17 protein-coding genes are annotated in these 13,729 nt (G+C 69.6%); 5 read left to right on the forward strand and 12 right to left on the reverse strand.

The window, feature by feature from the left end:
• The first annotated feature begins 24 nt into the window (after positions 1 to 24).
• Positions 25 to 720 (forward strand): 3'-5' exonuclease, encoded by a 696-nt coding sequence (locus EPO52_RS14015; protein WP_290807561.1) that lies wholly within the window; start codon positions 25 to 27, stop codon positions 718 to 720.
• Between the two features lie 7 nt (positions 721 to 727).
• Here the strand turns inward: EPO52_RS14015 and EPO52_RS14020 are convergent, their stop codons facing one another.
• The gene (locus EPO52_RS14020) at positions 728 to 1,588 is read right to left on the reverse strand and encodes a helix-turn-helix transcriptional regulator (protein ID WP_290807563.1); all 861 of its coding nucleotides are present in this window, start codon (positions 1,586 to 1,588) and stop codon (positions 728 to 730) included.
• Between the two features lie 101 nt (positions 1,589 to 1,689).
• On the opposite strand from EPO52_RS14020, the gene EPO52_RS14025 reads away from it, so the two are divergent.
• On the forward strand, positions 1,690 to 2,370 hold the full coding sequence (locus EPO52_RS14025; protein WP_290807565.1) for an SDR family NAD(P)-dependent oxidoreductase: 681 nt from the start codon (positions 1,690 to 1,692) through the stop codon (positions 2,368 to 2,370).
• 16 nt (positions 2,371 to 2,386) lie between these two features.
• On the opposite strand, the gene EPO52_RS14030 is transcribed toward EPO52_RS14025, so the two are convergent.
• The 3 genes from EPO52_RS14030 to EPO52_RS14040 all read right to left on the reverse strand — a co-directional run bounded on the left by EPO52_RS14030 (position 2,387) and on the right by EPO52_RS14040 (position 6,507).
• Complete coding sequence (locus EPO52_RS14030; protein ID WP_290807567.1) at positions 2,387 to 3,439, reverse strand: alcohol dehydrogenase catalytic domain-containing protein; 1,053 nt, start codon at positions 3,437 to 3,439, stop codon at positions 2,387 to 2,389.
• 224 nt (positions 3,440 to 3,663) lie between these two features.
• Entirely contained in the window at positions 3,664 to 4,065 is a 402-nt protein-coding gene (locus EPO52_RS14035; RefSeq protein WP_290807569.1) for a RidA family protein, read from the reverse strand.
• Between the two features lie 42 nt (positions 4,066 to 4,107).
• Positions 4,108 to 6,507, reverse strand: coding sequence for a glycoside hydrolase family 3 C-terminal domain-containing protein (locus tag EPO52_RS14040; protein WP_290807571.1), 2,400 nt, complete (start codon positions 6,505 to 6,507; stop codon positions 4,108 to 4,110).
• 98 nt (positions 6,508 to 6,605) lie between these two features.
• On the opposite strand from EPO52_RS14040, the gene EPO52_RS14045 reads away from it, so the two are divergent.
• The 3 genes from EPO52_RS14045 to EPO52_RS14055 are packed head-to-tail and all read left to right on the forward strand — an operon-like array spanning position 6,606 to position 7,993.
• The gene (locus EPO52_RS14045) at positions 6,606 to 7,472 is read left to right on the forward strand and encodes a glycosyltransferase family 2 protein (protein ID WP_290807573.1); all 867 of its coding nucleotides are present in this window, start codon (positions 6,606 to 6,608) and stop codon (positions 7,470 to 7,472) included.
• Positions 7,473 to 7,477: 5 nt separating this feature from the next.
• Positions 7,478 to 7,741 (forward strand): hypothetical protein, encoded by a 264-nt coding sequence (locus EPO52_RS14050; protein ID WP_290807575.1) that lies wholly within the window; start codon positions 7,478 to 7,480, stop codon positions 7,739 to 7,741.
• Positions 7,742 to 7,750: 9 nt separating this feature from the next.
• Positions 7,751 to 7,993, forward strand: a complete 243-nt coding sequence (locus EPO52_RS14055) for a hypothetical protein (protein WP_290807577.1) — start codon at positions 7,751 to 7,753, stop codon at positions 7,991 to 7,993.
• Positions 7,994 to 8,064: 71 nt separating this feature from the next.
• Here the strand turns inward: EPO52_RS14055 and EPO52_RS14060 are convergent, their stop codons facing one another.
• The 8 genes from EPO52_RS14060 to ftsZ form a co-directional block, all read right to left on the reverse strand.
• Positions 8,065 to 8,676: a hypothetical protein gene (locus tag EPO52_RS14060; protein WP_290807579.1), complete on the reverse strand. Its 612-nt coding sequence runs from the start codon at positions 8,674 to 8,676 to the stop codon at positions 8,065 to 8,067.
• 16 nt (positions 8,677 to 8,692) lie between these two features.
• The gene (locus EPO52_RS14065; RefSeq protein WP_290807581.1) at positions 8,693 to 9,616 is read right to left on the reverse strand and encodes an RluA family pseudouridine synthase; all 924 of its coding nucleotides are present in this window, start codon (positions 9,614 to 9,616) and stop codon (positions 8,693 to 8,695) included.
• A 1-nt stretch (position 9,617) separates the two neighbouring features.
• Positions 9,618 to 10,187, reverse strand: a complete 570-nt coding sequence (gene lspA / locus EPO52_RS14070) for a signal peptidase II (protein WP_290807583.1) — start codon at positions 10,185 to 10,187, stop codon at positions 9,618 to 9,620.
• Positions 10,177 to 10,821, reverse strand: a complete 645-nt coding sequence (locus tag EPO52_RS14075) for a DivIVA domain-containing protein (RefSeq protein WP_290807585.1) — start codon at positions 10,819 to 10,821, stop codon at positions 10,177 to 10,179. The genes lspA and EPO52_RS14075 overlap by 11 nt, the downstream gene beginning before the upstream one ends.
• 126 nt (positions 10,822 to 10,947) lie before the next feature.
• Positions 10,948 to 11,253 (reverse strand): YggT family protein, encoded by a 306-nt coding sequence (locus EPO52_RS14080; RefSeq protein ID WP_290807587.1) that lies wholly within the window; start codon positions 11,251 to 11,253, stop codon positions 10,948 to 10,950.
• A gap of 7 nt (positions 11,254 to 11,260) precedes the next feature.
• Positions 11,261 to 11,752: a cell division protein SepF gene (sepF, locus tag EPO52_RS14085; protein ID WP_290807588.1), complete on the reverse strand. Its 492-nt coding sequence runs from the start codon at positions 11,750 to 11,752 to the stop codon at positions 11,261 to 11,263.
• Between the two features lie 39 nt (positions 11,753 to 11,791).
• The gene (locus EPO52_RS14090; protein ID WP_290807590.1) at positions 11,792 to 12,487 is read right to left on the reverse strand and encodes a YggS family pyridoxal phosphate-dependent enzyme; all 696 of its coding nucleotides are present in this window, start codon (positions 12,485 to 12,487) and stop codon (positions 11,792 to 11,794) included.
• An 11-nt stretch (positions 12,488 to 12,498) separates the two neighbouring features.
• Entirely contained in the window at positions 12,499 to 13,704 is a 1,206-nt protein-coding gene (ftsZ, locus tag EPO52_RS14095) for a cell division protein FtsZ (RefSeq protein ID WP_290807592.1), read from the reverse strand.
• Positions 13,705 to 13,729: the final 25 nt, after the last annotated feature.

Below are 13,729 nucleotides of genomic sequence, written 5' to 3' on the forward strand. Positions count from 1 at the left end.
CCTGTTCCGACCGAATCGAGCACCATGGCACCGCGCGGCTTCGCCACGATCGACTTCGAGACGAGCGGCCTCGCGCCTTCGCGCGGCGCCCGGGCGCTCGAGATCGCGGTGGTGCACTCCGACGCCGACGGGGTGGTCACCGGCCGGTGGGACACCCTGATCGCCGTCGACGGATCGGTCGGGCGCTCCGACATCCACCGCATCTCCCGTTCGGCGCTCACCCACGCTCCGGCGTTCGGCGGTATCGCGCCGCGCCTGCTGCGCCTGCTGCGAGGGCGCGTCGTCGTGGCCCACAACGCGGGATTCGACATCCGGTTCCTCGTGGCCGAGCTCGCACTCAGCGGCTATCACGTCGATCACCCCCTGATCTCGCTCTGCACCCAGCGACTCGCCCGCACCTACCTCCCCGGCATGCGCCGGTCGTTGCGGCACCTGTGCGAGGTGTTCGGCATCCCCCTCGACGGCGCCCACCGGGCCTCGGTGGATGCGCTGGCCACGGCCCGATTGCTCGAGTGCTACATCGCGAACACGGCCGACCGCGCGCTGTTCGAGGAGGCGCTCGACCGGGCCGCCGCAGCCCCGTGGCGTCCGCATCCCGGCACGCCCGCCGAGTGGTACCCCCGGGAGGCCGCCGTCGCGCACTCCACCTGGCCGTCGTTCGCGCGCTCGGGCGATGCCACTCCTCCCCTCCCTGCACAGAGAGGGCCTGCCCCGATGTGAACCGCCCTCAGACGGTGGCCACCGAGGCGGCCTGCGCGACCGGCATCGCCTGCAGGCCCGTCACCCGGAGCAGATCGAGCCTGGCCTCGTCATCGCTTCCCGGCGCCACGGTGTACACCACGATGCGCAGGTCTCCACCCGGCACCGTCAGCACGTCGCAGTCCACGGTGATCGGCCCGACGGATGTGCGCACCATGGTCTTGCGGCTCGCCCGGTGTTCGGCCACGCGCGCCTCCGCCCAGCGCCGCTCGAACTCGGGCGACGCCTCGCGCAGGCGCACCACGAGCTGAGCGAGCGACTCGTCACGCGGATAGCGGCCCACCGCACTCCGCAGATCGGCGGCGAGATCGCTCGCGAAGTCTTCCTCGTGCTGGGCGTCGAACTCGACGCCGCTGTGGCCCTCCGTGAAATGCCGCCACACGAGGTTGCGCCGCAGGCCGGTGTACTCCGACGGGTCCCCGGTGAGCGCGGCCCAGAGGGGATTCCACAGCAGGATGTCGTGGGTCGTCGTGAACACCGCGAGCGGCACGTCGCCCAGCCGGTCGACGAGACGCTGCACTCCCGGGGTGATGTGCCGAGGCACGAGCCCGATCGCGGGCGCCGCCGCCCCGGCCACCCGGTAGAGATGGTCGCGCTCGGTCTCCGTGAGCCGCAACGCGAGAGCCAGCGCACCGAGCAGTTGAGGAGACGGATGCTCCGCCCTCCCCTGCTCGAGCCGCACGATGTAGTCGACGCTCACGCCGGCCAGCGCGGCGAGCTCCTCCCGGCGGAGGCCGGACGTGCGGCGGCCCGAGCCGGCCGGGAGCCCGACATCCGCCGGGCTGACACGGTCGCGCCAGGATCGCAGGACGGAGGCGAATTCGCTCATGCATCCCATCCTCCCCCTGACCCGCCGCCCGGGGTGGTACTCGCGGTCCCACCGTCGAGCGATGCCTGGTCGATCCGCGCACCCGGGCACAGCATGGAGACATGACGACAACACTCATCACCGGGGCCAACAAGAGCCTCGGCCTCGAAACCGCCCGCCGCCTCCTCGACGCGGGTCACACCGTCTACGCAGGGATGCGCGACCTCACGACGGGCGACGCCGTGAGCGCGCTCGGCGCCCGCCCGGTGCAGCTCGACGTCACCGACCAGTCGAGCGTGGATGCGGCCGTCGCCTCGCTGCCCGACCTCGACGTGCTCGTCAACAACGCGGGTGTGCTGGGCACCTCGTTCGGGGTCGATGACCTCGATGCCGAGGCGATGCAGCGCACCTTCGACACCAACGTCTTCGGCATCATCCGCGTCACCCAGGCGGCGCTTCCTCTGCTGGGCCGGTCGGAGCATCCGGTGATCGTGAACGTGGCCTCCGGTGTGGGCTGGCCGCGCTTCCTCAGCACCGAGGGGCACGACGAGTTCCAGGTCCCTGCCATCCCCTACGCCGCGTCGAAGGCGGCGGTGATCGCGCTCACGGTGCAGTATGCGAAGAACCTGCCCGCGTACCGCGTCAACGTGAGCGACCCGGGCTACACCGCCACCGACCTCAACCGGCACAGCGGGCACCAGACGGTGACCGAGGGAACGGATGCGACCGTCGCGCTGGCTCTGGTCGGCCCCGACGGCCCCACCGGCGAGTTCCACAACCGGCACGGCCGCATCGAGTACTGATGAGGGATGGCCGGCCTTAGACCGACTGCCCTTCCGCGGCCATCGACCTGAGGTCGAGCAGCAGCTTCGGGCGGGTGCGCCGCTTCTCGGCGAGGAGGGTGAAGGCCTCCATCGCCTGCTGCCAGGGCAGCACCCGCTCGATCAGCTGCTCGGTCGGGAACCCCGGGGTGGCGATGAGCTCGGCCATGCGGCCGTAGTGGTCGAGGCCGTGGAAGATGCCGTAGAGGGCGATGCCCTTCATCGTGATGAAGGCCGGCACGAAATCCGGCGTGCCACGGTTCACCACTCCCACGAGCGCGGCCCGGCCGCCGGGCTTCAGCATCGTGCCGAGCATCGCGATGGAATCCGGATGCCCCGACGCCTCGATCACCACGGTGTAGGCGTTGTCGCCCACCTCGTCGGGCGCGAGGCATCCGCTCGCCCCCATCTCACGCGCAAGGGCGAGCCCGTCGTGGTTCGTACCGATCACGTCGACGTGCCGGGTGACGGTGAGCGCGACAGCCAGCGCGAGGAGGCCGAGGGCGCCCGTGCCGATCACGGCCACGCGGTCGTCGAAGCGGATGCCCGTGGTGAGCACCGCGTTCACCGCGGTGACCCCGGGTTCGATGAGCACGGCATCCCGGAGCGAGGTGCCCTCGGGCAGCTTCGTGAGGGCGGTGGCGGGCATCGCGATGTAGCGCGCTGCCGCACCCTGCCGACCGGCGAGGCCCACTTCCTGGTGATCGTCGCACGCGCTACGGAACCCCGCCTGGCACGGGCCGCACGCGCCGCAGGTGACGAGCGTCTGCCCCACGACCGCATCGCCCGGCACCACCGAGGAGACGCCCTCCGAGACGGCTCGCACGATGCCGGTCCACTCGTGGCCGAAGATCAGCGGGTACTCGGAGAGGCCCTGCTCGATGAAGAAGCTCGTGCCGTTCAGCAGCTCGACGTCGGTGCCGCAGATGCCGAGGTAGGCCACCTCGACGAGCACCTCGCCGGGCGCCTCTGCAGGGATGGCGGCGGTGCCGGGCGTGATCTCGTGCGGGGAGATGCGGAGAACGGGCATGTCGCCCACGGGCCAGGTCATGATGTCGGAACCCCTTCGATCCGTCGGCTGAATGCTGTCGAAGACTAGTGCATCACGCCTTCCAGGGACTGCTGTCGCGCCACGGTGCGAGATCGACCTCGTTGCCCTCGGGGTCGGCCAGGGTCCACCACTCGGGCGCCCCCGCGTCACTCACGATGCGCCCGCCACCCGCCAGTCGCCGGTGCCCTCGGCGGCACGGAACTCGCGGGGCGAGATCGAGTCGCTCATCGCAGCACCGCGGCCACCGCCGCGATCTCCACGAGCGCACCGGGGACACCCAGTCCCGAGACGCGGGCCGCCGTGACGAGGGCGGGCTCGTCCGAGGCGAGCCGGTGGGCGATGGCGCCGTAGCCCGCACCGAGGTCGGCGCCGTCGACGAAGAGCACGGTCCATTGCACCACGTCGTCGAGCGAGGCACCGGCCGCCGCGAGGGCGGTCGTGGCGTTCTCGAGGGCGCGCACCGACTGCGCCGCCACGTCGCCCTCGCCGACGAGGGCTCCGTCGGCATCGACGGCGTTCTGGCCGCCGACGTAGATGGTTGTGGCGCCGGGCGGCACGACGGCAACGTGGCTGAAGGCCGGGCTGGAGACGAGCCCCCGGGGGCGGATGCGCTGGATCGCTGTCATGCCCCTCACGATCCCACACGCCTCCGTCATCCGGGAAGGCCTTCAGCCCGTCCGGCGGCCTCGAGCCCTCCGGCCGCGGCGCGACAGGAGATTCACCACGCGGAGCAGCCGCATCGTCCCGCGACGGCCGAGCAGCCCCTCGCTGACGGTGGGCAGCATCCGGAACGTCAGCTGCGCCACGACCTCGCCGGCCACCTCCACCACCCCGTGCTCGTCGGGCGCCCCGATCGTCCTCACGGCCTGGCGCTGCATGTAGCGGAACAGGATGCGGCCCACCCGGGTGCGCTGCATGTCGCGGATGGCGGTGTCGAGCGTGAACCGGCCCGGCTGGGCGGTCGTGTTCGTCGGAAGCGCCCGGCCGAGCAGCCGCTCGAAGTCGGCCGCCGGGAACCCGGAGGCGCGGCGGGGCGCCCGGTAGACGCCTTCGTCGGCGACGTGTGGGACCGCAGCATCCGGTCGCCCGAGCTGCACGGTGGAGTGCCACAGGATGTCCCTCGACGACCGGCCGAGGCGCAGCTCGAACCTGCCGGGTTCGAGCACCCACGCGCTCTCCGCGGGTGACCAGAACTGAAAGGCCCGCGCACCGAGACGGATGACCACCTCCCGCTTCTCCCCCGCGTCGAGCTCCACCTTCGCGAATCCGCGCAGTTCCTGCTCGGGCCGGAACACGCTCGAGTCGACGTCGTGCACGTACACCTGCACCACCTCCGAGCCCGCCCGGTCGCCGGTGTTCTCCACCACGAGGCATACCTCGACGGTGTCGTCGCCCACGGCCTCGACGGCCGCATCCGCCCACTCGAAGGTGGTGTAGGAGAGCCCGTGGCCGAACGGGAACGCGACGTCTTCGTGCGCGCTGTCGAACCAGCGGTAGCCGAGGTACAGACTCTCGCGGTATTCGAGCGCGGCCCGCCCGAGGGGCAGGTGGGAGACAGGATGGTCGGTGTACTGCTCCGGGAACGTCTCGGCGAGCCGTCCCCCGGGTTCGGAGACCCCGAGCAGAACATCGGCGAGGGCGCTGCCGCCCGCCTGGCCTCCCAGGTAGCCCTCGACGATGGCGGGCACATCGTGGCGCCACGGCAGTTCGACCGGTGACCCGTTCTGCAGCACGACGACGGTTCGGGCGTTCGCCTTCCGCACGGCCTCGACGAGCCGGTCGTGCGCCGGCGGCAGTCGCAGATGGCTGCGATCCACACCCTCGGTCTCGAAGGTCTCGGGAAGACCCACGACCACGATCGCGACATCCGCCGCCTCCGCCGCCGTCACGGCCTCGGCCACCTGCTCGGCACTCGACGCGCTGCTCGCCCGGTCGTACCCCTCCGAGAAGGTCACGTCGGCCGCCGACTCCCCGAGTGCCTCCAGCAGTGTGTCGACGCGGGTCGCCACCACGTGCGAGCTGCCCGCGCCCTGGAACCGCGGCTCCGACGCGAAGGCGCCGATCACCGCGATGCGGCTCGACGGGTCCAGGGGCAGCAGACCGTCGTTCTTCAGCAGTACGGTGCCCGCGGCGGCGGCCCGTCGCGCCAGCTGGTGGTGCCCGTCGAGGTCGACTCCGCCGGTTCCGTTCGGAGTACGCCCGTAGCGCTCGATCAGCGACAGGATGCGCCGCACCGACTCCTCGAGGTCCGCTCGCCCGAGCACTCCCGACCGCACGGCGTCGCGCACGTACCGGTCGTCGGAGCGGCCGACGCCCGGCATCGCGAGATCGGCGCCCGCCGGGATCGACAGCGTGCGATCCCACACCGCGCCCCAGTCGGAGAGCACCACCCCGTCGAACCCCCACTCCCCGCGGAGCACGGTGCCGAGCAGCCAGGGGTTCTCGCTGCAGTGCTCGCCGTTCAGCTTGTTGTAGGCGGCCATGACCGTGGCCGGACGCTCCTCCACGACGATGTGCTCGAAGCTCGCGAGATACAGTTCGCGCAACGCGCGCTCGTCGACCACGGCGTCGATGCCGTAGCGGCGCTGCTCGGTGTTGTTCGCCGCGAAGTGCTTGAGGGAGGCGCCCACGCCCGTGCTCTGCACGCCGGCCACCCAGGCGGCGCCCATGCGCGACGAGAGGTGGGGGTCTTCGGAGAAGTACTCGAAGTTGCGTCCGCCGATCGGCGTGCGTTTGAGGTTCACTCCGGGTCCGAGCAGCACGGCCACCTCGTGGCCGGCGGCCTCGCGCCCGAGCGCCTCCCCCACGAGCCGCATGAGGGCCGGGTCCCAGGTGGAACCGAGCAGCGCCGCGGTCGGGAAGCAGGTGGCCGGATGCGAGTCGAACATCGACATCCCCGAGCCGGCGTGGGGCTTCCGCACGCCGTGCGGTCCATCGCCGAGCCGGATCGACGGAATGCCGAGGCGCGCGATCGCGGTCGTGGTCCACGCATCCTCGCCCGCGGTGAGCGACACCTTCTCGGCGTCGGTCATGCGCGCGATCAGCTCGCCGGGGGTCATGTCGGTCATCTGCACTCAATGGTAGAGGGCTTCGCGCTCTGCCAGACTGGCAGCACCGCACCCGTGTGCGTCTCGCCGCCCGCCCACCCCGACCGAAGGACGCCGCCGTGACCGATGACATCACCCTCCCCACCGTCTCGATCGTGATCCCGGCCTACAACGAGGAGGCCGGCATCCGGCACTGCCTGGTGGCGGCCATCGAGCAGACCGTTCCGGCCCACGAGATCATCGTCGTCGACAACAAGTCGACGGATGGCACCCGGGCCGCCGTCGAGGCGATGCAGGCCGCGTTCCCCGAGGCGAACATCCGCCTGGTGACGCAGGATGCCGAGCAGGGCATCACCCCCACCCGCAATGCCGGGTTCAATGCGGCCACGAGCGACGTGATCGGCCGTATCGATGCCGACTCGGCACTCATGCCGAACTGGGTGGAGCAGGTGCAGCTCGCGTTCGCGGGCGGCGAGTTCGTGGCGGCGAGCGGTCCCGTCGAGTACTACGACATGCCGATGCGCGCCTTCGGGCACCACGCCGATGACACCTTCCGCAAGCTGCAGGTCAAGCTCGCCGGAAAATACGTCTTCCTCTTCGGCACCAACATGGCCATCACCCGTGAGGCCTGGCTCGCGGTGCGCGACCACACGTGCGCCGACCGCGAAGATCTCATGCACGAAGACCTCGACCTGGCTGTGCACCTCGCGCTCGATGGGTTCAAGATCGGCTACGTCTCGGCAATGGTCGTGGGCATGTCGGCCCGCCGCCTCGACTCGGCGCCGCGCGACTACTACTACTACGTGGAGCGGTTCAAGCGCACCTACGAGCACCACGGCATCCGCGACATCCGTCTGCTCGCGCCGATGGCCGTGTTCCTCGGCATCTACCCGGCCCTGCACGCCCAGCGCCGCCTCCTCGAGCGCCGCACGCCGCAGCAGTGGGGCGGCCGCCCGAAGCCCGCCGACGCGGCCGCGACCGAGTAGCCCGCATGAGTCCAGCCCCCGGCTCCCCTCTGCATGATGCCGGCCCGAAGGGTCCGATCGGCTCCGTCGTGAACGTGATCATGTGCGGTGGGTTGATCGTCTTCGCGGTCACCGCCGGCATCGTCCAATCGATGCCGCCGTTCTTCTTCATTGCCGCGATCGGCGTCTTCATCGAGATCCAATTCGTCCGCATCATGCTGCGCGCGGTCCGGCGCACGCGCGAAACCGACGCCGCTACCGACCGCGTCGACGCATCGACTCGGGACTGAGCGAACACGATGTTCGAGATAATTCCGGTCATCGGCCTGGGCGGCGCTGTCGTCGTGGGTGTCTTGCTCATCGTCTTCCGTCGGCAGTTCGCCCGATTCACGCAGGAGATGAACAGCGAGACCGAGATCGACCGCTCCGCACCTGTCCCGCGCCGCTATTCCCCCGGCTGGGTCGCCTTCGGCGGAGCGTCGTTCGTCGCATTCGGCCTCATCGTCGGCACATTCGAGGTGGTGCGCCTCGTCACAGGCTGACGCCATCACCTCGCGGCTCACCATCGGCGCCCGCGACGGCCAGCTCCCCCGGCGGCGCGCCCGGCGGTCGGTCAGATGCGCGGTGGGGGCGGCTGCGCGGCCCGCCGGAAACGGTGGCGACGCACGGCCAGAAGGATGCCCAGCGCGGGCATCCCGATCAGGAACAGCCAATACACGACGATCCCGGTCACCCAGAGTCCCTCGGCGAGCGACGCCCCCTGCCGGGCGGCCTCGACGCTCGCCTCGGTGACCGGTGCGATGCTCCCGACCGACCCGCTGCGCACGGCAATGGGGTCGTCGTCGAACACCACGAGGAACGAGAGCTCGGCGGGATGGTCTCCCGAGGGCGGGAAGCCCCAGTTCTCGTCGGCGGACAGCGTGATGGTGTCACCGGCCGATGCGCCGTGCGCGTCATCCGGGATCGTGACCTCGTAGAGGCCCGTGTCCACCGGCAGACCCGACGACGTGTCGGTTCCCACCAGCTGCCCGGTCAGCACCGCACTGCGCCCGACCGCATTCTGCTGGAGGGCGAGATCGTCGGCCGCGATGTCCTTCGCCCCACCGAGAAGACCGAGCACGACGAGGCCCGGCAGCACGAGCAACGCGAACACGAGCCACACCGGCCACGAGGCCAGAGGCCGCCGCCGAGGCACGAGGGTCGGGAGTGGCGGCAGAGCGGTCATGGGACGCGGTCTGCGGTCAGTCGTCGCGCACGACGTCGAGCGCGTGCTGCAGGTCGGCCGGGTAGTGGCTCTCGAACGACACGTACGCGCGGGTCTCCGGATGCACGAAACCGAGCTTCATGGCGTGCAGCCACTGCCGCTCGAGGCCGAGTCGCGCCGACAGCGCCGGATCGGCCCCGTACATCGTGTCGCCGCAGCACGGGTGCCGCTGTGCGGCCATGTGCACTCGGATCTGATGGGTGCGCCCCGTCTCGAGATGGATCTCGAGCAGGGTCGCCGCCCGGAATGCCTCGAGCGTCTCGTAGTGCGTCACCGAGGGCTTGCCCGCGGCCGTGACCGCGAACTTCCAGTCCGACTTGGGGTGACGGCCGATCGGCGCGTCGATCGTGCCCGAGAAGGGGTCGGGATGCCCCTGCACCAGCGCGTGGTAGATCTTGTCGACCTCGCGGTCGTGGAAGAGCCGCTTCAGCCAGGTGTAGGCCTCCTCCGTCTTCGCCACCACCATGAGGCCGCTGGTGCCCGCATCCAGCCGGTGCACGATGCCCGCTCGCTCCGCGGCGCCGCTCGTGGCGATCCGGTAGCCCGCACCGGCGAGGGCGCCGAGCACGGTGGGCCCGGTCCACCCCACGGAGGGATGCGCGGCCACGCCCACGGGTTTGTCGACCACGATGATGCTGTCGTCGTCGTACACCACGTCGAGCTCGGGCACGACGACCGGGATGATGCGCGGTTCTTCGCGCGGCGACCACTCGACCGAGAGCCAGGTGTCGCGGCGGAGCTTGTCGCTCTTGCCCACCACACGGCCGTCTACGCTCACGCCGCCGGCGTCGACGACCTCAGCCGCGAATGTGCGTGAGAAGCCGAGCAGCTTGGCGATACCGGCGTCGACGCGAGAACCATCGAGGCCGTCGGGAACCGGGAGCGTGCGCGATTCCGCCACGTCAGACCTTCTCGGATTCGTCCTCGACGGGCGCGGGTTCGGGCTGGGGCTCGGGGTCGCGCGAACCGCGCTTGCCGTCGAGACCCACGCCGCGGATCGTGAGGATCAGGAACAGCACCATGGCGGCCGTGATCGAGACATCGGCGAGGTTGAAGATGGCCGGCAGCAGCGGGATCGTGATGAAGTCGATCACGTGCCCCACACCGAAGCCGGGCTCCTTGAACAGCCGGTCGATCAGGTTGCCGATCGTGCCGCCGAGCAGTAGACCGAACACCCACGCCCAGGCGAACGAGCGGATGCGCCGGGCGAACCAGATGATGAAGACGGTGACCGCGGCGGCGAGGATCGAGAAGATCCAGGTATATGCATTTCCGATCGAGAAGGCCGCGCCGGAGTTCTTCACAAAGTGAAATTGGATGAGGTCGCCCACAACGGGGACGACCTCACCCAATTCGAGGTTCTGTACGACCAGGAACTTTGCGACCTGATCGATGACGATCGACGCTGCCGCGACGACGATCAGAACGATCAGGACCCGGGGGGTGCCTTTCGAGCTGTCGCTATCCGCCAAAGCCGCTGAAGCTCGACGTGGTCGACGGCGCCTTGTCGCTGTCGACGCTCGACGAGGTCAGGTCTTTGAGCTGGTCTTCGATGTAGGTCTTGAGACCCGCACGGTAGTCCTTCTCGAAGGTGCGCAGCTCGTCGATGCGGTGCTCGATGCCGGCCTTCTCCTGGTTGAGACGGGCCAGCTCGTTGCGCTGCTTGGTCTCGGCCTCGGCCACGATACGGGCGGCCGTGGCGTGACCCTCGGCGATGAGGGCGTCGCGCTTGTCGGCACCTTCTTTGACGTGCTCGTCGTGGAGACGACGGGCGAGCTGCAGGAGGTTCGTGGTCGAACCGGTCTCGTCGTCGACATCGGCCGCGGGGGCGGCGACAGGAGCAGCGGCGACGGGCGCGGGAACCTCGGCGACGGGTGCCGGAGCCTCGACGACCTCGTCGGCGGTCTCGGCCGCAGGGGCGGCTGCCACCGGAGCGGATGCACCGGACTCGAGCTGAGCCTTCAGCTCCTCGTTCTCCTGGGTCAGACGTCGGAGCTCGACGACCACCTCGTCGAGGAAGTCATCGACCTCGTCCTGGTCGTATCCCTCGCGGAACTTGGTCTGAGAAAATCTCTTGTTAACAACATCATCCGGAGTTAACGCCATGGTTTTCCACCTTTATTGCTTCGACAAACAGTGATAACGCGTTGCTAACCGTAGCAACATTCCGAACGAACGTCCCGTGAACAGGACGGATTCGCGTGGAGCCGTCGCTTCAGGATACATGCGCCTTCAGGCGGATCGCACGAAACCCGCGACGGAGAGGGCCACGATGACGAGGAGCATCGTGATGCTCCAGCCGAAATCCAGCGCGATCGCGCCCACCCGCAGTGGCGGGATGACTCGACGGAAGAACCGGATCGGCGGATCCGTGACCGTGTACGCCACCTCGGCGAGCACGAGCACGGCTCCGGACGGCCGCCAGTCACGACGAACCGTCCGGACGAGGTCGAGGATGAATCGACCCCACATCAGGAAGAAGTAGAGCAGCAGAGCGAAATAGACGACGGTCGCGACGATGGCGACGAGTGAACCCACTCAGTAATTATGACTGTACGAAGAAGGAGGATTCCGCACGCGCCTCGCCACCGGCGTCTCCGGAGACCGAGACGTGCGACGGCGAGAGCAGGAAGACCTTGCTCGTGACGCGCTCGATCTTGCCGTAGAGACCCTGCGAGAGGCCGCCTGCGAAGTCGATGAGGCGGCGCGCGTCGGCATCCGTCATCTGCGACAGGTTGATGATCACCGGGATGCCCTCGCGGAAGTTCTCGGCGATGATCTGCGCGTCTTTGTACTGCTTGGGGTGGACGGTGAGGATCTCGTTCATTTCAGCAGGTGCCACATTCTTGGGAGTGGTGTGCGATGTCTTGCGGAGAGGTGTCACAGGCGCACGATTGGCGACCGGCTGGGCCGGCGCGGCCTGGGGGTGCGGAACGGGCGCGACGGGAGACTTCGCGGGCGCGGCTTCCGCCTCGTACTCGAGCTCTTCGTCAGCGAGACCCAGGTACACCATGGTCTTGCGAAGTGGGTTGGCCATCAGAACCTCCGGTTGCAGTTACTTTTCCTAAACCCGAGATTAATCGCGTGGTGGCCGGTTTCCGGTGATTGCCGTGCCGATGCGCAGGTGTGTCGCGCCCTCGGCGATGGCTTCGGCGAAGTCGTGCGACATGCCCGCCGAGATCGCGCGGGCGCTCGGCACCACCGCCGTGACGGCCTCGCTGAGTGTGCGCAGCCGCGCGAAGGCGGCCCGCGGTTCCTCGTCGAGCGGCGCGACGGCCATCACACCGAGCAGGCGCAGGCCGTCGGCGGCAGCGGCACGCTCGGCGAGGGCCGGCAGCTCCTCGGGTCGCACTCCCCCGCGCGCAGGATCGTCGGTGAGGTTCACCTGCAGGAAGATGTCGAGCGGATGCTCGGCCGAAGCCAGCTGGTCGACCAGCGCCTCGCGGTCGACCGAGTGGATCACCGAGGCGTACTCCCGGGCCTGGCGGGCCTTCTTCGTCTGCAACTGGCCCACGAAGTGCCACGCCAGATCGAGGTCGGCGAGTTCGGCCGCCTTCTCCCGCGCCTCCTGGTGGCGGTTCTCGCCGAAGTCGCGGAGGCCGAGAGCGTGCAGCTCACGCACCAGCGAGGCGGGATGGAACTTCGTGATCGCGATGAGCGTCAGGGCGGAGGCGTCACGGCCGGCGGCGCGGGCCGCATCCGCGATGGCCCCGGTGACCCGCTCGACACGTTCGGCGAGCGGGACCGGGGAGTGCTCCGGGGAGTCGGTCACGGCGGAGGCTCCTACTTCAGGAAGTCGGGCACGTCCAGGTCGGCGTCATCGTCTTCGGAGGCCGGGTCGAGGGCCACGGCACCGGTGAGCCCGAGATCGGCCGCGGGGGTCGACCAGGACTGGGTCGAGGCCTCCTCGGCCGGCTCCGCCTTCTGCTCGCGCCGGAGGGTCGCGGTGGCGGTGCCGCCACGGCCGAAGGGGTCGACCTCCTCGGAGTTGCCGACGAAGCTGCCGCGACGGGTATCGGCGGCCGGAGCGCTCGAGGAGGGCTCGCCTCCGTCGAATCCGGCGGCGATGACCGTGACGCGCACTTCGTCGCCCAGCGTGTCGTCGATGACGGCACCGAAGATGATGTTGGCCTCGGGGTGCACCGCATCCTGCACCAGCTTGGCGGCATCGTTGATCTCGAAGATGCCGAGGTTCGACCCGCCCTGGATCGAGAGCAGCACGCCGTGCGCACCGTCGATCGAGGCTTCGAGCAACGGGCTGGCGACGGCCAGCTCGGCGGCCTTGATGGCCCGGTCGGCGCCGCGTGACGAGCCGATGCCCATGAGCGCGGACCCCGCACCCTGCATGACCGACTTGACGTCGGCGAAGTCGAGGTTGATGAGACCCGGCGTGGTGATGAGGTCGGTGATGCCCTGCACACCGGCGAGCAGCACCTGGTCGGCAGTGGAGAACGCCTCGAGCATGCTGATGCCGCGGTCGCTGATCTCGAGCAGGCGGTCGTTCGGCACCACGATGAGGGTGTCGACCTCGTTCTTGAGAGTGGCGACGCCGTCTTCGGCCTGGGCGGCGCGGCGCTTGCCCTCGAAGCCGAAGGGCTTCGTGACGACACCGATGGTGAGTGCACCGATCGACTTGGCGATGCGGGCCACGACGGGCGCGCCACCGGTGCCGGTTCCACCGCCCTCACCGGCCGTGACGAAGACCATGTCGGCCCCGGCGAGGGCCTCCTCGATCTCCTCGGCGTGGTCTTCGGCGGCGCGTCGGCCCACCTCGGGGTCGGCGCCGGCGCCGAGGCCGCGGGTGATCTCGCGGCCCACGTCGAGCTTCACGTCGGCGTCGCTCATCAGGAGCGCCTGCGCATCCGTGTTGATGGCGATGAACTCGACTCCGCGGAGCCCGAGCTCGATCATGCGGTTGACGGCGTTCACGCCACCGCCGCCGATGCCGACGACCTTGATCACGGCGAGGTAGTTCTGGTTTGAAGTCACGTCCGGCCTCCGCTGGAACCTTAAA

The sequence above is a fragment of the Herbiconiux sp. genome, assembly GCF_004297105.1.
In the GTDB taxonomy this organism is placed as follows: Bacteria; Actinomycetota; Actinomycetes; order Actinomycetales; family Microbacteriaceae; genus Herbiconiux.

What these genes read in the sequence shown, in the direction of transcription:
- EPO52_RS14050 (WP_290807575.1), top strand. Translation starts at nt 7,478, where the DNA reads ATGAGTCCAGCCCCCGGCTCCCCTCTGCATGATGCCGGCCCGAAGGGT.
- EPO52_RS14040 (WP_290807571.1), bottom strand. Translation starts at nt 6,507, where the DNA reads ATGACCGACATGACCCCCGGCGAGCTGATCGCGCGCATGACCGACGCC.
- EPO52_RS14020 (WP_290807563.1), bottom strand. Translation starts at nt 1,588, where the DNA reads ATGAGCGAATTCGCCTCCGTCCTGCGATCCTGGCGCGACCGTGTCAGC.
- EPO52_RS14060 (WP_290807579.1), bottom strand. Translation starts at nt 8,676, where the DNA reads ATGACCGCTCTGCCGCCACTCCCGACCCTCGTGCCTCGGCGGCGGCCT.
- EPO52_RS14015 (WP_290807561.1), top strand. Translation starts at nt 25, where the DNA reads ATGGCACCGCGCGGCTTCGCCACGATCGACTTCGAGACGAGCGGCCTC.
- sepF (WP_290807588.1), bottom strand. Translation starts at nt 11,752, where the DNA reads ATGGCCAACCCACTTCGCAAGACCATGGTGTACCTGGGTCTCGCTGAC.
- EPO52_RS14025 (WP_290807565.1), top strand. Translation starts at nt 1,690, where the DNA reads ATGACGACAACACTCATCACCGGGGCCAACAAGAGCCTCGGCCTCGAA.
- EPO52_RS14055 (WP_290807577.1), top strand. Translation starts at nt 7,751, where the DNA reads ATGTTCGAGATAATTCCGGTCATCGGCCTGGGCGGCGCTGTCGTCGTG.
- EPO52_RS14030 (WP_290807567.1), bottom strand. Translation starts at nt 3,439, where the DNA reads ATGACCTGGCCCGTGGGCGACATGCCCGTTCTCCGCATCTCCCCGCAC.
- EPO52_RS14075 (WP_290807585.1), bottom strand. Translation starts at nt 10,821, where the DNA reads ATGGCGTTAACTCCGGATGATGTTGTTAACAAGAGATTTTCTCAGACC.
- EPO52_RS14035 (WP_290807569.1), bottom strand. Translation starts at nt 4,065, where the DNA reads ATGACAGCGATCCAGCGCATCCGCCCCCGGGGGCTCGTCTCCAGCCCG.